Origin of the sequence: Collinsella sp. CLA-ER-H9, from assembly GCF_040092295.1 — a bacterium.
Lineage (GTDB): Bacteria > Actinomycetota > Coriobacteriia > Coriobacteriales > Coriobacteriaceae > Collinsella.
In genome coordinates, this window is record NZ_JBBNLV010000006.1 from 108165 (window position 1) to 127481 (window position 19317).

The 19317-nt window shown below is 46.2% G+C and carries 17 protein-coding genes and 1 tRNA gene; 3 read left to right on the plus strand and 15 right to left on the minus strand.

What is annotated here, in order from left to right; genetic code table 11:
- Positions 1 to 2 precede the first annotated feature (2 nt).
- Positions 3 to 1127, plus strand: a complete 1125-nt coding sequence (gene glf, locus AAAX73_RS05560; protein ID WP_349125296.1) for a UDP-galactopyranose mutase — start codon at positions 3 to 5, stop codon at positions 1125 to 1127.
- 150 nt (positions 1128 to 1277) lie between these two features.
- On the opposite strand, the gene AAAX73_RS05565 is transcribed toward glf, so the two are convergent.
- The 3 genes from AAAX73_RS05565 to AAAX73_RS05575 all read right to left on the minus strand — a co-directional run bounded on the left by AAAX73_RS05565 (position 1278) and on the right by AAAX73_RS05575 (position 3033).
- A tRNA-Arg gene (locus AAAX73_RS05565) sits at positions 1278 to 1354 on the minus strand.
- A gap of 53 nt (positions 1355 to 1407) precedes the next feature.
- Entirely contained in the window at positions 1408 to 2175 is a 768-nt protein-coding gene (locus AAAX73_RS05570) for an ABC transporter ATP-binding protein (protein ID WP_117776189.1), read from the minus strand.
- Positions 2176 to 2187: 12 nt separating this feature from the next.
- Positions 2188 to 3033 (minus strand): ABC transporter permease, encoded by an 846-nt coding sequence (locus AAAX73_RS05575; protein WP_349125297.1) that lies wholly within the window; start codon positions 3031 to 3033, stop codon positions 2188 to 2190.
- Between the two features lie 161 nt (positions 3034 to 3194).
- Here AAAX73_RS05575 and AAAX73_RS05580 point away from each other — a divergent pair, with 161 nt between their 5' ends.
- Positions 3195 to 4133, plus strand: a complete 939-nt coding sequence (locus AAAX73_RS05580) for a glycosyltransferase family 2 protein (RefSeq protein WP_349125298.1) — start codon at positions 3195 to 3197, stop codon at positions 4131 to 4133.
- A gap of 5 nt (positions 4134 to 4138) precedes the next feature.
- A complete protein-coding gene (locus AAAX73_RS05585) occupies positions 4139 to 5218 on the plus strand; it encodes an acyltransferase (protein WP_349125299.1) in 1080 nt (359 codons plus the stop codon).
- 44 nt (positions 5219 to 5262) lie between these two features.
- Here the strand turns inward: AAAX73_RS05585 and AAAX73_RS05590 are convergent, their stop codons facing one another.
- The 12 genes from AAAX73_RS05590 to AAAX73_RS05645 form a co-directional block, all read right to left on the minus strand.
- Positions 5263 to 7104 carry a glycosyltransferase gene (locus AAAX73_RS05590; RefSeq protein ID WP_349125300.1) on the minus strand — a complete coding sequence of 614 codons (1842 nt, stop codon included), beginning with the start codon at positions 7102 to 7104 and terminating at the stop codon, positions 5263 to 5265.
- A 32-nt stretch (positions 7105 to 7136) separates the two neighbouring features.
- Entirely contained in the window at positions 7137 to 8324 is a 1188-nt protein-coding gene (locus tag AAAX73_RS05595) for a LicD family protein (RefSeq protein WP_349125301.1), read from the minus strand.
- Between the two features lie 99 nt (positions 8325 to 8423).
- On the minus strand, positions 8424 to 10301 hold the full coding sequence (locus AAAX73_RS05600) for a glycosyltransferase (RefSeq protein ID WP_349125302.1): 1878 nt from the start codon (positions 10299 to 10301) through the stop codon (positions 8424 to 8426).
- A gap of 34 nt (positions 10302 to 10335) precedes the next feature.
- The gene (locus AAAX73_RS05605) at positions 10336 to 12384 is read right to left on the minus strand and encodes a DUF6541 family protein (RefSeq protein ID WP_349125303.1); all 2049 of its coding nucleotides are present in this window, start codon (positions 12382 to 12384) and stop codon (positions 10336 to 10338) included.
- Positions 12385 to 12410: 26 nt separating this feature from the next.
- On the minus strand, positions 12411 to 12740 hold the full coding sequence (locus AAAX73_RS05610; RefSeq protein WP_349125304.1) for a DUF2304 domain-containing protein: 330 nt from the start codon (positions 12738 to 12740) through the stop codon (positions 12411 to 12413).
- The gene (locus tag AAAX73_RS05615; protein WP_349125305.1) at positions 12740 to 13432 is read right to left on the minus strand and encodes a glycosyltransferase family 2 protein; all 693 of its coding nucleotides are present in this window, start codon (positions 13430 to 13432) and stop codon (positions 12740 to 12742) included. Before AAAX73_RS05615 ends, AAAX73_RS05610 begins: the two co-directional genes overlap by 1 nt.
- 278 nt (positions 13433 to 13710) lie before the next feature.
- Positions 13711 to 14340, minus strand: a complete 630-nt coding sequence (locus AAAX73_RS05620) for an abortive infection system antitoxin AbiGi family protein (protein WP_349125306.1) — start codon at positions 14338 to 14340, stop codon at positions 13711 to 13713.
- Positions 14341 to 14415: 75 nt separating this feature from the next.
- Positions 14416 to 15432: a glycosyltransferase family 2 protein gene (locus tag AAAX73_RS05625; RefSeq protein WP_349125307.1), complete on the minus strand. Its 1017-nt coding sequence runs from the start codon at positions 15430 to 15432 to the stop codon at positions 14416 to 14418.
- Between the two features lie 34 nt (positions 15433 to 15466).
- On the minus strand, positions 15467 to 16540 hold the full coding sequence (locus AAAX73_RS05630; RefSeq protein WP_349125308.1) for a hypothetical protein: 1074 nt from the start codon (positions 16538 to 16540) through the stop codon (positions 15467 to 15469).
- A gap of 15 nt (positions 16541 to 16555) precedes the next feature.
- Complete coding sequence (locus AAAX73_RS05635; protein ID WP_349125309.1) at positions 16556 to 17623, minus strand: glycosyltransferase; 1068 nt, start codon at positions 17621 to 17623, stop codon at positions 16556 to 16558.
- On the minus strand, positions 17623 to 18591 hold the full coding sequence (locus AAAX73_RS05640; RefSeq protein ID WP_349125310.1) for a glycosyltransferase family 2 protein: 969 nt from the start codon (positions 18589 to 18591) through the stop codon (positions 17623 to 17625). The genes AAAX73_RS05635 and AAAX73_RS05640 overlap by 1 nt, the downstream gene beginning before the upstream one ends.
- Before the next feature lie 19 nt (positions 18592 to 18610).
- On the minus strand, positions 18611 to 19317 hold a 707-nt coding region (locus AAAX73_RS05645; protein ID WP_349125311.1), incomplete at its 5' end, for a sugar nucleotide-binding protein.

Sequence of the window (19317 nt, forward strand, 5' to 3'; positions counted from 1 at the left end):
CCATGTCCCAGTACGATTACCTCGTCGTCGGTGCCGGCCTTTCGGGCGCCGTCTTCGCCAATGCCGCCAAGCGCGCCGGCAAGTCGGTCCTGGTCATCGACCGCCGCGACCACATCGCCGGCAACGTCTACACCGAGGACGTCGAGGGCATCCAAGTCCACCGCTACGGCGCGCACATCTTCCACACCTCCATGAAGGACGTCTGGGGCTACGTCAACCGCTTCGCCGAGTTCAACAACTACGTCAACTCGCCGGTCGCCAACTTCCACGGCAACATGTACAACATGCCCTTCAACATGAACACCTTCGCCAAGATGTGGCCGGGCGTCGTCACGCCGGCAGACGCCAAGGCGAAGATCGCCGAGCAGGTGGCCGCCGAGAACATCGGCGAGCCGCAGAACCTCGAGGAGCAGGCGCTGTCGCTCGTCGGCCGCGACATCTTCGAGACGCTCGTGAAGGGCTACACCGAGAAGCAGTGGGGCCGTGATTGCAAGGACCTGCCCGCGAGCATCATCAAGCGCCTCCCCTGCCGCTTTACCTACGACAACAACTACTTCAACGACCGCTACCAGGGCATCCCCATGGGCGGCTACACCAAGATGGTCGCCAACATGCTCGAGGGCATCGAGGTACGCTGCGGCGTGGAGTACAAGGAACTGATCGCCGCCGAGCCCGATATCGCCACCAAGACGATCTACTGCGGCCCCATCGACGCGTTCTACGACTTTAAACTGGGCACGCTCGAGTACCGCAGCCTGCGCTTTGAGACCGAGACGCTCGACGAGCAGGACCACCAGGGCGTGGCCGTGGTCAACTACACCGAGCGCGAGATCCCCTACACCCGCATCATCGAGCACAAACACTTTGAGTTCGGCACGCAGGACAAAACCGTCATCACGCGCGAGTACCCGGCCGACTGGAAGCCCGGCGACGAGCCCTACTACCCCATCAACGACGCCAAGAACGAGGCCCTGTACAAGCAGTACGAGGAGCTGGCGGCGCAGGAGGGCGACGTGATCTTTGCCGGTCGCCTGGGCGGCTACAAGTACTACGACATGGACAAGGCCATCGCCGCGGCCTTCGAGCTCGTCCGCAACGAGCTTGGCGTGGAGCCCACGGAGGCGTAAGAGCCCAACAGCCAAAGACTGATAGCCATTCAGGGATGTAGAAAGTCCGATGCAGCATCGCTGCATCGGACTTATTGTTGAGGGAGCGCTGCACGCCCACGTGCCCAAAAAGCAAAGACCCGGCATTAAACCGGGTCTCTAAAACTCATATGGTGCTCCATGGCGGATTCGAACCGTCGACCTTGGGATTAGAAGTCCCCTGCTCTATCCAACTGAGCTAATGGAGCATAAAGCCGGGCATCCAAGCGAGTGCAAGTTCGCACGGCTAATAAATTATAGCCTACTTGAACTGGTCGTGGTACGCCTTGCAGACCTCATCCACGGGACCATCCATACGCAGGTCGCCCTTCTCGATCCAAACAGCACGCTGGCAAATGCGCTCAACCTGCTCCATGGAATGAGAAACGAACAAGACCGTGACGTCACCGCTCTCAATAAAATGCTGAATACGGCGCTCGCACTTCTGCTGGAAAAAGACATCACCAACAGAAAGCGTCTCATCAACGATCAAAATATCCGGCTCGGTAATCGTAGCAATAGCAAAGGCAATACGCGCAACCATACCCGAGGAGAAATTCTTCAGGGGCATGTCGACGAAGTCTTTAAGCTCAGCGAACTCAATGATCTCGTCAAAACTAGCGTCGATAAACTCCTTGGTGTATCCAAGCAGCGCACCGTTAAGGTAAATATTCTCTCGAGCGGTAAGCTCGGGATCGAAACCGGCGCCAAGCTCAATCAGCGGTGCAATATTGCCGTGGACCTTAACCTCGCCTTCGCTGGGCTCCAAAACGCCAGCGATGATCTTGAGCATCGTAGACTTACCGGAACCGTTAGTACCAACAAGACCAACGACCTCGCCGCGATGCACATCAAACGAAATGTGCTTAAGCGCACGGAATTCTTCAAAGAACAGCTCGTGCTTTGCGAGCTTAATAAAGTACTCCTTGAGGTTTGTAAGCGACTCAGACGCCATATTAAAGATCATGGTGACGTCTTTGACCTCAACAGCAAGGGGCTGCTTGCTGTAATCAATAGCAGATTCAGTCATGAACAGCACTCCTTAGATGTAGAGAATAAACTTGTGCTCGGTCTTATGGAACACGGTATAGCCAATAGCAAGAGCAATAACAGCCCAAACAACACACAGCCCAAAGGTAAGCGCAGAAGGCACGGTATTAAACAGGAAGATATCACGCATAAACTGAAGGTAGTTGTACATGGGATTCACAACCACAAGCACCTGGATCCAATGTGCCATTTGGCTAATGTAATCGGTCGTCCAGAAAATAGGCGTCAGATACATCCAGGCCGTGATAACAACAGTCCACAGATGCATAACATCCCGGAAAAAGACCGCCAGCGCCGACAGCATCATGCCCAAGCCCATGCAGAAGCACATGAGCAACAGCAAGCAAACTGGCAGCAGAATTAAATGCCAGGTAGGGACAACACGGAACCAAACCATAACCAAAGCCACAGCAACCAAAGAGAAGGAAAAGTTGACAAGAGAAAACAGCACCTTCTGCACCGGAAACACCCAGCGATGGACCTTAACCTTCTTAAGCAGAGAAGACGCCCAAATGATGGACATGAGCGCCTGGTTCGTCGACTCGGACATGACGGAGAACGTAATGTTACCGACAATCAGATACAACGGATACATTTCAGGCGTAATTGATCCATTGCGGCTCTGACCAAAAATCGTCGAAAAGACAATCGACATAACAACCATCATCAGCAGTGGGTTAAGCACAGACCATGCCACGCCCAAAACACTGCGACGATATTTAATTTTAAAATCTTTGGTGACAAGCTGCTTAAGAATGAACTTGTCCTTTTCAAAATCATTTTTAGCGTGAGAGGCCGGTTTAGCCACCGCTTTCTGACTCTCTACATTGTCAGCCACGGACCATCTCCTTGTCTCGTAAAACATAACATTGGAAAGTATAGCCCTCCCACGTTAACGATAACCCACCGCAACAAATCTGGAAAACTAACCCATATCTAATCAAAGGGGCAGGCGATAGGTATACTTTCGACCAGATGAGTCATTAAAGGAGGTCCTACATGGACTATTCGAATACCGCCGTCATAATCCCCTGTTACAACGAAGCACTGACGATTGGCAAAGTTGTCGACGATTTTCATCGAGAGCTGCCCGGCGCAGTTGTCTATGTCTACGACAACAACTCTTCCGATGACACTTCGCATATCGCTAAGCAGCACGGGGCTACGGTGCGCCACGAGCCCAGGCAGGGCAAAGGCAACGTGTGCCGCCAAATGTTCCGTGATGTCGATGCCGAATGCTACTTGATGGTCGACGGCGACGATACCTACCCCGCCGAAGCGGCCAAGTCACTCTGCAATCCCATCCTTAACGGCGAAGCAGATATGACCGTTGGCGATCGCCTGTCAAACGGCACCTATGCCGAAGAGAATAAACGAGCCTTTCACGGCTTTGGCAACAACCTTGTTCGCGCCATGATCAAGTGGATTTACGGCTACAGCTTTGACGACGTGATGACCGGCTACCGAGCCATGAGCAAACCCTTCGTCAAGACCTTCCCCGTTTTGAGTGAGGGCTTCCAGATCGAAACCGAGCTCTCCATCCATGCCGTCGACCACCGTTGGCGCATTCAAGACGTGCCGGTGGAGTATCGAGATCGACCTGCCGGCTCTGAATCCAAACTCAACACGGTCAGCGACGGCATCAAGGTCATCGCAATGATTGGGACCCTCTTTAAGGATTATCGTCCCCTCAAGTTCTTCTGTCTTATCGCGATCATCTTTGCCATCATAGGGCTCGCTCTCGGTATACCAATCGTCGCAGAGTACTTCCAGACCGGATTAGTCCCTCGCTTCCCCACCGCAATGCTCGCCGCCTCGTTTATGTTCCTATGCGGGCTAAGCCTGACAACGGGGCTTATCCTCGACTCGGTTGCAAAAGTGGAAAGAAAGCAATGGGAATTACAGGTATATAAGACGCACAGGGCAAAAGGTGAGTAAATCCAATGAGCACAAGCAAACGTCTTGCAAACTGGGATCTCCTAAGAGCCCTATCGATGTTTTTGGTTGTTGTTGTCCATATTGCACCACAACTGGGCAGCTTTAGAAACATCAACGCGAGCCCAATAGCAAGCACAGCCGCCATTATCTGTGATCCGATTTTCTTCTGCTTGTCTGGCTATTTCGCATTTAAGCCACTTAAGAAAAGTTACAAGAATTACCTGCTCGATAAAGCCTTGTCTCTATTGCTACCCATCTTTGTATATGCCGGACTATTGTACGCATTCAAAACTGCCACCGGCTCATTACAGGATACGAACTATATACGGTATACAAGCGACCTGGTTCAAGGCGGTTGGTGGTTTGTCCCAGCACTCATACCTTGCATTTTGGTAGCACCGATACTTTCGAAAATGTTTGATGCGCTCGATGATCATACCTGCAAAATAGCCTTATTCGTAACCCTAGGAATCTATGCGTGGGGCGGGCTATCATGCGTTGCAAAGTCCCTGCTCATCAACTATCAACACATAACCTTTGCGGCTGCCGTAAACATGCTTCAGCACTTTATACCCCTATCGCTACTCGGTGGAACATATTTCACATTCTTTTGTATGGGGTATTTCATAAAACGCGTCAGCCCATTACTGGATATTAAAGAAGTTCGCCTAATTAAGGTTGCCGGCATTCTGTTCTTTATCTTAGACATTATTAGCGCGTATTTCGGATTCGAACGAGCAGACCCAAGTTATAACTGGATGATTACAACTGTTGCCACATTTATTGCTATAGACAGGCTTAAAATCTCTTCGGATGTATTATCTAAAGCCATTGAATGGTCTGCGAAAAGATCTTACTCAATCTATCTCCTTCAATACACAACAATTGAATTCGCCATCAGCATTGTCTATACAACTGCTTTGAATGGTGGATATGCGACGCTAGAATGGCCACTCCGACTACTCATCTGGCTACTCGCGACGACGTTGGCATATGGATTGGCGTTAGCAATAGCATCGTTGGTCGACACATTGATCATTGGACCCATTCAGTCAAAAATCAGGCAGCACCGGCTGAAATTCTAAGATAGATAAATAAGAAGAGGCCCGGACTCAGTCCGGGCCTCTTCTTATTTAAGTCCCAAGTACTCTTCCCAGAACTCTCGTGAAGTCATGTACGGCATGGCATCTTCCCATGCCCCCCTGACGCTCTTGCCTTCTTTACGATAGCGCTTCATCAGCTCGTGCTCGCGACGGCGAATACTCTTAAACCTTGCTCGATCCATCGTACGGACTGAACCCTTCTCACGAGTCGGATCAAGAAAGACCAGCGTCTTACACCGCGTCGAATTGCCCTCGAGCGTACAGCTGCCATTCTTAACTACATAGCCGGGCTTTCCGCGCAACAGCACATCGGGAAGATAGTGCTTGTCGTAAGGAATAGATCTCCAATACTTCATAAATTTCGAGGGATGGAATTCCAGATTAACATTAGCGAGTATTTGCTCCGTAACCCCGCCCTTGCGAAGAAGCTCCGGATCCATTTCAGAAACAGGAATCAGTTTTTCGTTTAACTTACCCTTGCCGATCATCGTCGCGGCGCCATCAAGCTTCTGGAGATACTCAGGGCCACGCAGATAATCCTCAAAGCCATCGAGAATAAACTCGGCAGCCTGATAGTCCATATCGCGCAAGTTCTGACGTACCCCTCGCTGAATACGAAGGACAAACATCTTCTCATCAGCACAATCATCGAGAGCAATCATGGCAAAGAAGTTGCGGAAGTACTGGTAGCAATCAACCGATGCGCGGAAACGCCCCTCAAAGCTTGCATGCCACACGCAAATGCAATTCATGGTCATGTAGACAGGCTTATTGCGCATGCCAAACTCAACGTCGTCGCAGCGGATAAAGAAAGGCATGGGAAGGCCGTTCTTTTCGATAGCCTTCACCGGAATGCAGCTATACCACCAAGCTCCATAGGCCTGATCAACTTCAACGTTCGTACGTTCATTTTCGAGGATGTCGGACAGCTTGCCAACATTCAGGTCCTCTTTTACGCGACGATAGGCACCGGTAGTCGCCACATACGAGACATCCTCAAACTGACGAGTAGGGTCCTCCATTGAGAGCATGGCGCCGTTAATAAAGGCGTCTTTATACTTGCCCTTAGCAAGAGAGAGGAGATTGAACGTGCGGATCAAACTCTCGGGCATGATAGAGACATCGTCATCCATCAAGATGATATGGGTGAACTGACCAGGAGTTTCGGTAGCCGCCATCATTCCACGTGCAAATCCTCCCGAACCGCCTGTATTGGGATTCGGGAGTACGGTAACCAACTCGTCAGATAGCGCCGCGGAATCGAGCGTCTGGCCATTGTCGACGACAAACATGTGGAAGTGATCGCGAATCGGACCGTCCTCTTTAGAGATGCCGGTTTTAACGAGCTCAATGTTTGGAAGAATATATCGTTCATTCTTAAATGTGGTGGTAGAAAGAGCAAGATTGATCGGGTTAATTGAGCCCTCAGGAACATCCGTCAGGTAAGAAGCGCTCAAAAGGTCAACGGAATAGCCCTCGTCGCTCTCAATCCAAAAACCGATCAAGTCGTAGCCGGTTGTATCGATATCGATATCGAGAAAGCAAGGATCAAGTTTCTCGCCATCAAAAGGATACGATCTAAGCTCGACAGGATTCAGCTCGCCAGACCTCACTCCATGAACGACAACCCGTCCTCTGCCAAATAAAGCCATATGCAAGACGACGCCGTCAACAGACGCATATTGATGCCATTTGCATGCAGATAGGCCATTTACATACGTCAGAAAGTCAACGTTTCCATTGATATGAAGTGAATGAATGTTGTCATCATACGAAGCATCACCGGAGAGCACGCGATAGTAGAGTTCAGGAAAACCCTTTGCATGCTTTTCAACTTTAAGTACAACATTCGCAAGTTTAAACTGCATTTTAGATACCTTAATCAAAGCCGTTGCAACTACTAATTACATTCGTCGACAAACCTTGCCATCGCGGAACGAACATCAGGATCAGACAAAACATCCTTTGCAAAATGATCATGTCCGCAGATGTCCATAGGCATGTAAGGCCATCCAGGATAGCAATCATCAGCGACCTTTTCCGCTTTCGCGGGAACCAAAAAAGAAAAGCTGTCAAACGGATGCTTTCTTACGGGAAGGATATCGTTGCAGTCCCAAATTATTTTACGTTTAGGGGCATCAAAAACGTTATCAATCGCGTATGCAAAATCACCATGAGACTCATCGGTCAACAAACCTAGATCATGAGCCTTTTCGTTAAACGAATCGAATACGCTCTGGACAAGATCAATCTCCGCAGAAGAAACAACTGTTCTCTGAGCTTCCAAGTCAACATCCCCGCACTGCACGCTAAGACCACTTTCGGGATGAACCATCCAAGGATTATCTTTCCAAAAACTAAACTCACCCTCATGTTGGTCAAAATAGTCCATGAGTTCAATTCTGAGTTGCTTAAGCTGATCGTTCGCGCGCTTGGAATTCACGGCCGCCCGGTCGTAAATCGAAATGTCCACAAAACAAGGTATAAGCGAATTAGTTGAACAAAAGCGAACTTGACGACACTTTACAAACCAGTCATATACGAGAGTGATTTGATATTCAGGGTCGTCTTTCAAAACGGCAGCGAGCTTATCCACATCGGACCTAATCATGCAGATATCAATATCGTCATCCCAAGGAATAAACCCCGATCGAGACAAAGTCCCCACAAGAGAGCCGTAAGAAAGCCAGTATTGGATATTATTGGCAGTGCAAATCGCGTCCAGCTTACTCATCAACGCCGCGTTTGCCTGCTGCATCAATCTAATATCACCCTCGGCGTCGGGTAACGCATCAAAGATTTTACAACGGAGCTCAAAAGGGGTGAGATCAGGGTACGCACGTCGCGCTAACAATTCAAATCGAAGGCTCATTTGTTCTGACAAACTTTGTTGGCGTTGCTTGAGCAATTCGATTTCTGGAAATAACCGAGTATCGAATTTGTAATTGATATTCATATTGATGCCGTTATCAGCCTGCTCGATACGCGAAAATACCTCGTCAAAACGGCGATCCATATCCTCATGCATGGCATGTAATGATCGGGATGAGCCGGGAAGAATCTTTTTTATATTTGAAAGCAAGGACATGACTTAACCTTCCCAACGACAAACAATGAACGAAGCACAATTACACTTATGATACAAAAGAATGAGTGGGTCCCACTTTGAAACCCACTCACACGAAGACTACTCAGACGCCTCTTTCAAATACTGTTTCCAGAAATCAATCGAAGTAAAGACATCTCTATACGAAGCAAATTCGGCATAAATCTTATCTTTGTTACGCTTGAATTCCCTCTCGGCCTTTCGAAAACGAGTCCAAACCTCTTTGAATCGCTTCTTATCCATATGTCTAATGGCGCCCTTTTTATTAGGCATATCTACCACAATAAGCGTATCAACATCCCTGATTTTACCGGCGGGATAAACCCATCCCGCAGCATCAATAACAGCAACCTTGCCCTTACGCTTTACCGAATCGTTAACGAAACGGTGGCCATTAATGGTCAGATAATCCTTAAATGCCTGCAGCCTAGACCTGTCGCCCTCAAGACTCAAATTGCCAAAAGTTAACTGCGTCAAGTCGACGCCCAGCTCTAGCGCTTGAGGGATGAGTTGCTCGATGGGAATCAATTGTTCCCTTTCACGATTTGCCGCCATAAAGCGAGCTTCAGCAACCGGATGAGAAATCCACTCCGGACCTCTCAAAAAATCTTCAAGGCCTTTTACCGCAAGAAGAGCATCATCGTAGTCAAATTTCTTCAGGTCGAGTTCGACCTCACGACGAATCTCATAAAGAAAATCAGCAAGGGGAGCAACGCCGGTCGTCGCTTGGCTAATCAGCGTATTTCGGCTCACCTGATAACGCTCCACAGCGGCACTATACTTAAACTTAAAAGAATTATGCCAAACGCAAATACCATTCATGGACATGAACCTAGGTTTACAGCGAAGCGCGTACTCGGCGTCATCCGAACGAACAAATAGAGGCAAAGGCAGCCCCTCGCGCTCAATCGTTGCGGTAGGTATAACGCAATACCACCAGCCAGCATACTGTTGGACAGTGTCCTCATAAAGGCCAGTTGGGGCCTTATATATCTCGGTCTCAACTACATCATGAAGTGAAGTCATATAGCCTTCAGGCTTAAGGGGAGAAAAAGTTCCCTTAGCAGTAAAGAACCCCAAATCCTCGGTACGCAAATTGGGCTCTTCCAAGCTCATCATGGCGCCCGATAAAAAGGCGTTAACATATTTTTCTTTGAGAAGAGAAAGCAGGTTGAACGTACGGATAAAGCTCTCGGGAAGAACCTCAACATCGTCGTCCATCAGGAGAACATGAGTCGCTTTAGGATTCTGCTCCAGCGCCTCAATCATGCCACGAGCAAACCCACCGGAACCGCCGACATTTGGATTAGGATGAATCGAAATACGATCCGATCCAGAGTTGCAGTCTAACGATCTGCCGTTGTCGACAACATGGACATGAAAATGTTCCGAAATTGGCTCTTTACCAGAAAGAATCCCCTCTTTAATGAGATTTAGATTGTTAAGGACATACTGTTCTTTTTTAAATGTCGTAATAGCAAGAGCTAATTCGACTGGATGAATGCAGCAAGGATCAACATCCGCATAATAATAGGCATCATCAAGCGTCAAATCGCCGACACTTTCAATGCTAAAGGAATGAAGTATTTCACCAGCCTGCTCGGTAATTTCGATATCAACGGAAGCCCAAACACCAGAAGAAGAGAAGCTACGATTGGAGTCCGGAACAACACGGGAGCTCCAATCAAGATTACCAACGGTCCTCTCCTGAAAATCAAAACCGGCACCCCGATATTTGAAATGAAGATAAAAAGACCCAGCATTCGAGTACTCTTTCCACTTCATTATAGAAAGAGAATTAAAATAAGTAGAAAAATCAACGCAAGAAGAACCAAGCAATCTCAGAGAAGATGGAGAATCGGAAATCGCCCTACCGGCTAGCTCTCTAAAAGAGAGGGTCGGGAATTGATCAAACGCCTGATTACCACTGAAGATGAGATTCGCCAACTTAAACTGCATGAGGCTCCAATTTCAATTGATACTAAAACAATAATTACTCTAAATCGATGCGATACAGCCTAGAATGCCCCGATTTTTTTAATAGTGTAAACCCAGGAGTCTTATCGTTAATCTCCTCGATACCATCCCAGTCATTCGGGTTATACGTAAAAACATGACCTCTTGATTTACAATTATCGGAATCGAGCAATAGCACATAATGGGCACCAGATGCTTTAACGGCCTGCCTTATCTCTGAATCCGACCCAATCTTATAGAGTCCATGCCTTATGGCCCTACTGGCAATCGACTCGTTAGGGTCATTCTCGGGAGAGCTGTTTAAAGAGCGATAGTACACCTGAATATCAGAAGACCCGTAAAGAAAAGCTGATCCGTCGTAGGGCGAATTTAAAACAACGGAATCACCCACAATCTCCTTTACCGACGATGCAAACTCAAGCTCTTTCACATTTAATTCCTCTGGGTTGCACATGTCATAGTCTCGTTTAATTACATTCCTTGTTTTGCCAAAAACCATTTCAACGTTTAGCAAGCCCGGAATCTGAAATGAAGGATAGAAAACAGCCGTAACAAAAAGCACGACAAATATAGCGGGATAAAGTCGATTGAACGATCCGGCAGACATATGCTTGCCGTCAAGAATTCTCTTTCTTAGCTCAACGAAAACAATCGAAGAACCAAGGACCGCCAACGGAAACGCAGCAAGCGTGCACAACGTAGCTGTTCTATATGGATCTGTATACCAAAATCCAGCAAACCACGGTTTAAATACTGCCTCTGTAGCACCTGTGGAGAAATGGATGGCTAACGCAAGAAAATAAGAAACAGGCATCCAGCGAAGCTCAACGCGCTGCAGAGTATAAAACAGTCCCACAATGACGAATAAACCAAGAACCAGATTACTGGGAGAATCCGGAGAGTACGACTGGCAGAGGAAATTGACCAACATTTGCGAAGGCGACGTATAATGGCCCCAGCTAATGCTAACAACTCCTTGCATCATGGGTAAATTATATGCAACGATCCAAGCGGCAACAAAGCAAACAACTAGGCCAACCGCAGCAGAAAACGACTTGAGCGGAGTGAGATTTTTCGCAATGCAAAAGTTATACAACCTTGCAGCCGCGTATGGAAGCAGCAAAACGCCAACAGAGAAAACCCCATTAGGTTGAAGCAAAAATAGATCGAACAACCCGAAAAGAAATAAAAAGGCCAACAAAACTCTGTTTTGGATAGACAGGCCTTCGCCCTTAGTTAGACTCATGAATACGGAACAAACTGAGCATACAAGGCAAAAAGCGGCAAGATTTGAATATAGGACGCCGAAGGTAAGCAGCCTCCACGGGAACGCATATGCAGTAATGCAAATTAAAGCTCCCAGTGCGAGACAAGTCTTTTTTTCAGTAATGGCACTCATCAACGCAAAGCAGCTCATTGGAAATACGAAAGCAACAAACGAGAAATTAACTGCATTGATAGCGACAGCAGCGCTAATAGAAAGAAGATTGCTCACCAGTGCGCAAATTACATGCCATGCAGCGGGGTAAAACCCAGCTCCAGTGGAACCATATCCAGGAACGGTCGGGTAAACGCTTATTCCCGCAGGAGAATAGCAGCCAGTGGCGGCAAGAGCATGAATCTCATTGAGATGATACGAATTGTCTATCGAAACTGAAAAAAACTCAGGCGAACCGAGAACGGACACAAAGACATAGATAGCAGCAATAAACCCAACGATCAGGTACAGGACTTGATGGAAATCAACGTCTTTAGTATTCAAATAACAAGAACAGGACCCTACGGGCATCTGAGCAGGCCCCGCACAGTGCCAAACAAAAGATGCGACCAAAACAAAAACCGGAATCGCTAGTTCAAGGCAGATAAAAACCCATACGTTAATAGATTGAAATAACGTCGAAGTAATAACGCCGGTCACACAAGTAATGAAAATAGAAACAATTGGGGCAATTGCCAATTTTGGCAACCGAATACCCTTTAAAGGAAAAAGCAAAAGATATCCAGGAAATAACAGCAGAAAAGTAGCCACAACAATTGCGCCAATAAATGAAATCCAAATGCTCATAAACAATCCTATTACCTAAAAAGGCACTATTTATCTAAAGCGACTGCTTGGACAAGAGAATTAAGACGTTCCTCCAACTTGGCCAAGCGCAGCGAATTGCAGAAATCCCGCACAACGAGAACGGCAATCACATACAAAAACACTAAGTTCGAAGGAGAAACAAAACCAAAAAGAGCCGAACAAGCGATTGCTATTTCGGGAAAAATGCCGAGAATTACAAAGCTCAAGCTAAACAGCAACCAAAATAGCGAATCAAGAGCCTGCATCTGGGACTTCTTGAGCTTTCGAACTACAAATAACAAAACAACAGCAGCGCTGACAATCAGCAACACGCGGAGTGATATTGACACAACCATCACCTAAACCACTGAACAATAAGAAGCGTTACGAATACCCGGAGCATGTACTGCATAGATTTAACCGGATTTAAGTAGCTCTCTCCACCTTGGCGCTCACGCATCGAAACCTGAACCTCAGAGACTGAATATCCCTGTTTCAAAAACAAAGCAATTGATTCTGGCTCGGGATTAAGAGTGTTGTCGTAATAGTACCTTTCGAGTACAGAGCGACTAAACAACCTAAAGCCAGATGTGGGATCGCTGATGCGATGGCCGGTTAGCATCTTAATTAAGACGGTAATCATGCGTGAACCAACCATGCGCATCGATTTATCTTTTCGGACAGTCAGAAACCTAGAACCGATAACAATGTCGGAACCAGTATTTACCGCTTTCTCAACAAGAGCAGCCAAATACTCCGGACGATGTTGCCCGTCAGCATCAAATTGGATCATATAGTCGTATCCATGGTCAACGGCATATCGAGCTGCAGTCTGAAATCCAACAGTCAGGCCACAATTAATAGGCATGTCAATAATATTGCAGCCGATATTCTCACAGATAGAAAGCGTGCGGTCGTGAGATCCGTCATTAATAACTACAAAATCGAACTTTGGCGCGACTTGCCTAAGCTCGATAATGGTGTTTTCTATGCACTCTTCCTCATTATATGCCGGAATGGCAACAAGGGTTCTTGGACTATAGGACACGCAAATCCATTCTCGCTGTTATTAATATCCCCAATATATTAGCGTACGCAATCAACGAATATGCGCATTGGCTGAATTTAACATCCCCGCCAGGAAGACGCCAAGCATCCGAACAAAGAACAGACAGCAGAAGTAAGGCAGATACTTAAACGGGCAAACCCAGGTATGTGTCCACAACGAGTAATGAGTCGAATCCAAGCCGGTGCCTGACGGAAACAAATTCACACTATAACATTAGACAGAAAACTAAAAACTATATAAATAGGTTGCTAGCGAAACTATAATGTCGTATCTATTTTATGAACTGGCCATAACGATTCAATCATTTTGTAAGTGGACATCGGCAAAATCAAATTAGTAGAAACGCCTCCATTTGTTACCTTGACTATCTCTTCAATCTCCTCAGCCTTATCTACAACCAAGAATGAAATATCGGCGTAGTCAAACTCAAGATTCTCTAGCAGACGCCATTCTCTTTCATGGGAATAATCAAGGTAGTCTTGTTCGAATCCATTCTTTTTGAATTCAGCTTTCGTATCCTCCGGTGCATACTTCGGAACAAAAGGCGTGAAATAATTTATAATTGAAACGTCCCATTCTTGCTTCGAAAATATTTCCGGACGAACATAGAAGACGGGATTACCCCCACGCTCATAGATATACTTCTTTGTGAATCCAATTCCATACGGGCTATAGTTATTTGCATGATTAGTCATACTAGTCCAAGGACATTCCGTAAAACAGACAGCCGGACCCTTGGTCCAGGGAACGCTATGCGCTTTAATCGTCTTATCGGATAATATTTTCTTGAAAATGTCCTTCGCCGAGCTTTTCCCTCCACGTGAATTGCATTTTGTGAAATGAGCAAGGTATCTAGATTGATCAGGTCGACAAAGCTCGAAACTCAATTTAAACTCCCCGTATCCACAAATACATACAATAAAAAATACTAACTATGGCTAAAACTGTATAAAGGATATACGCTACCACTTAATGTCAATACCGAATTTATCCACCATAACACGATAAACCTTTAGTGCTAAAAGGAACTGACCAGAGCATCGGACAGCCCTAGCAAATTTAATCTTTCGCATTGCCTTGCTATTAGATGGAATGTCAGCCGTTCTCCAAGTACTAAAGTGCTGATCAAGATATTCATCGTTTTCCGATATAACATCCCTCAAATTTGCCGATTTATCGTACGCAAGCCTGAACATCAGCGATACGCCGAGATGTAAACCAGCAGATAGATCAAGAAACTCAATTAAATTAGGAGAAGCATCTAAAGACCTATAAACAGTTTTAACTTCTCGCATGCATCGATACGTCGAGTCGACCTTCTCTTTAGAAATAGTAGTCATAATCGAATCGTTTCGAATGCCGTAATAAACAAGTGGCTTAGGGACAAAAGCGACTTTGTCAACGAAGGGATACACCAAGAGATGCATCATCATGTCGTCAAATATTTTTGGAGGATTCTTGAAATCGTACATATCCTTCAACAGATGGGCCTTAAATATTTTATTCCAAGGTGCACCGTTCAGTTGAAGCAATTGAACGGGGTCTGTTTTCACTGAAAAAGCCTTACGGGCATCGGTCATCTCTTCATTTAAGACTTTCCCAGAATCAGCATCTACTCTGTAAAAACCAGAAACAGCCATATCGGCACCGTTATCGAAGGCACAACGATATAAGGATTCGCACATATCGGGAGCAACATAGTCATCGCTATCGACAAAGCCAATATACTCACCTTTTGCCAAAGCGATCGCGTCTTGGCGACCACGCCAAACGCCCTCATTTTTTTTGTCGATTACAACAATCTTATCTGGATATTCTTTCTTGTAATTCTGAAGAATATCAATGCACCTATCGGGAGAGCCGTCATTGATGCATATGACTTCAATCTCTTGGAGAGTTTGGCTGACAAGAGAATCAAGACAACGTGGAAGATATTTCTCCACGTTATAGCAAGGGACGATTAAACTGATTATGCACATTGGAATCTTTCTTTACTGGAAGGATAAATAAAAGCTATTGAAGGAATGCCTGAACCGAAAGATTGGTCTTCCTATTGGTGGCCAATACATCTTCCATAAAACAATCCATGCGATCGCACATGCGTTTAAACTTACATGGCTCAAACATTTCAAAAATCTTATCTTTTAGACTCTCGTCAGATAGATCGCAAGCTAAACCAAAATCATACTCAGATGAAATTGTCTCCATATAGGAACCCGGGCTAACGAGAATCGGAAGATGCAACTGAGCTGCATAATATAACTTATTTGTTAGCTGGTATTTTACGTGAGTCGACTTCGAACCATACATACTCATGACAACATCGACATTCTCATAAAGAGCATAAGTCTGAGAAGAATCGAACTCACCCGAAACTACAGCATTCTCGATTTTTTTGCTTTCAATATAAGGACGAAGCTGCTCATAACCACGTCCGAGGAACATCAATTTAAAGTGAGAATCATTTGCAAAATAATCGAGTACGAGTTTATCTAGCTCAATGTTCTTTGCTGTACCAATGCTAGCAAGCACCAGAGGCGTCCCTGGCCTTTTTCTCCGATTTACACGCAAAATGTCCGACTGAGGAATCAAATGAGCGTTGTGCATCAGAAGAAAATCGTGCTCTCCGAGAAAGGAGGTATACGCAGGGGAAGAAATAATCGAAAGACCCGAACTGTCTATTATCTTCTCCTCCAACATACGATATAAGGGATTGTTTTCTAAAAAATAATCCCTAATGTCAATTAAATAACGACCTCTATATTTTTGTTTAAGAACATCCCCGACTAAGACAGCACTGTTTCCAGTAAGCGCAATCACCCTCTGATATTTTTCGCTCAACAAAATGCGACGGGCAAATTGTCTAAATCCAAAATAGCCCGCGAGCAGATCCATATACTTTTTTGATCCGGTACTAGAGACCGTATGTTTGTAGCGCCATACCTTCTGCGCATCGGGCTCAACGCCAATGTCTGAACGCTGCCAATAGATATAGTCATATGGCTTTGCGAGCAGGTGCTCATAGTGCTCAAAATAAGGCGTTACATTAATGCCATCTAAATTAATAAAAGCAATTGGGGCACTCAAAACGGTTCTCCATGATTAGTCAAACAGCTTATGCGAAATTATAGCGCATCGCCTAATATCATATTTATCAGCAGAAGCGCCCAAAGAAACGGTCGCTGGCTTTCTAGTACTCATATTGATAGCCGTAACCCATTCGTCTGGACTGTCGATATTGCAGGTAAAACAGTTGTTGGAGATCACGGCATCTTGAGTAATTTGATCTGAAATAACGCAGGGTAACCCATTAAATTGAGCTTCTAGTAGCGAAACGGGCAAACCTTCATAAAGCGACGGAAAGGCAAAGACATCAAAAGATGAAAGCCAAGCTTGGATATCATTTTGGGCGCCAGCAAAAAGCACCTTATCCTTAACACCCATTAATTCCGCCAAAGAGGTTATCTCATCCTGAAGTTCTCCCTCTCCCACAATAACCAAGAATGCATTTGGCTTCAGTGCACAAAGTGAGACAAGCACCTTAACGAGAAAGCTATGATTCTTTTGAGGCGACAACCTGCCAATAGATCCAATTACAAACGCGTTGTCTAAACCTAAATCCTTGCGTAACTTATTTCGCTTTTCCTCGCAAAAAGCAACCCTTTCAGAATCCACCAGATTTGGGACAAACCGATACTGTTTCTCTGGAAACATATACTTAGCGGCAACATCCGAGCATGCCCAGAATTCCGTCCCCGCTCTTAGCATCCGTTTTCTATGAAGACGATGAAGCGCCTTCAACAGAAGGGATTCAGGGTCCTTCGAATTATGACTATGTACAATTCGACGAGGAATTTTTGATTTATGGGCATAGTTGAGTACATCAATATTCGCCGCATGATTTGTATTAAACCATAATCCAGAATATTCCCCTTTATGCTCGCGGAAAAATAATCTTAAATCACGGTAATACTTAATCGGGTTGTGATTCTTTGCGGTTATAACGAAATATCGGTTAGCGGTTCCTTGAAATAGATGCTCAAAATTTTCCGGACGTTCAAAGGTAATAAAATCAAAAGAGCAGAAATCGACATGACTGACGTAGTTATTAATTACCATCTCTGTTCCGGCAATGCGATTTGAAAGACCCCATACTAAGTATCTTTTCATTACACATCCTTAAACACAGACGACGGTGTGAGCAGAAAAACAATCATTTGACCTAACCTTCTTGAAAAACCAGATGGAAGGTAGCCGTGTTTATAAGCGCAAATGATTCGATTAACTGGACTTAATTCGAACATATCGATAAACCCTTTGATAATCTCAGTACTTTCAGTCGGTAAATAATCCTGATAGTTATTCAAAAACGCCTTAGCATTTTTTCTTACTGTATTCCAAAAACTACGCGAGTTCTGAAGACTAAATCCGCTCACCAGTTTAAAAAACGAGAATTTATGAGATCCAACTTCTTGACCTGAATGTTGACGGTATAGACTAGTCGATTCATTAATAAAATATGAAAATCCGGCGCTTTTACAAATCAAATTTACCAGCCAGTCATGCATGATCAAACCATCATAGCTTGCGCATCTGCTTAACCATATTCTTAACGAAGCATTGCCGATAATTGTGCAGCCCCAAACATTATTCTCGATTAGAGCATGGCCAAGAGAAGAATCTTTTGTTCCGAATCTTTCGTAGTCAATAAAACTGGAAGAAAGCAAATTTAAATCATCATCAACGATTTTCATGTCGCTGGAAACGAAAATAGGCTTATCGGTACCGAATTCATTCTCAAGGCTCGTAATATACTCAACGCTAATTTTTATTTTGTCCTCAAGCCAAATGTCGTCTTGATCACAGAACATGAATAAAGATGACTCAGATTTACTCAAAGCGTTTAAAAAATTAGGCATAGCCCCACCGAATTTGACTTCATTTGAAATCAATTTGATTCTATCGTCTGAATTTGTATAACTTTTCACAATATCCAAAGTGGCATCAGAGGAGCAATCATCAGAGATAAGAAGACGCCAGTTTTTATAAGACTGCTTTTGAATTGATTCAATCTGCTCTGATACATACTTTGCACCATTATATGTGGCCATAATTATGTCTACCACGGGTTCTTCCATCGTGCTTGACCCCTTCCCGCTACAAGTTCATATGAATATAACTAATTAACTCATGCTCCCAATCGGGCATGCGGAAGCCGACCGACTCGAGCCTGGACAGGTCGAGCGCGGAGTGGACCGGACGCGGGGCGATGGGGCCTGCAGCGGTCGCGTAGTAGTCGGCGGTGCTGACCGGAACGACCCTGTCGCCGTTGCCGTTGGCGGCCTCGAAGACGGCGCGGGCGATGTCGGCCCAGGACCTGACCGCACCCGAGCCGGTGCAGTCGTAGGTGCCGTAGGGGGCGTGCGTCCCCAGCACGTGGAAGATGGCCCCGGCTATGTCGCGGGTGAAGGTCAGGCGGCCCAGCTGGTCTTCGACCACGGTGATCTTGTCCAGCTTGTCCTCGGGGTCGGCGACGCGGTCTGAGAGGCCCTTCATGGTCTTGACGAAGTTGTGCCCCTCGCCGATGACCCAGCTGGAGCGCATGATGTAGTGGCGCGGGCAGCCGGCCACGGCGATGTCGCCGGCGGCCTTGGTCTGGCCGTAGACGGACAGCGGGCTGAGGGGCTCCTCCTCGGTATGGACCTCGGCGGTGCCGTCGAAGACGTAGTCGGATGAGACGTGGACCAGGGTGATGCCGTGCTCGACGCAGGCGCGGGCGAGAAGGGCCGGGCCGGTGGCGTTCGCCTTCCAGGCGGTCACGCGGCCCTCGGGGGTCTCGGCCCTGTCCACGGCCGTGTACGCGC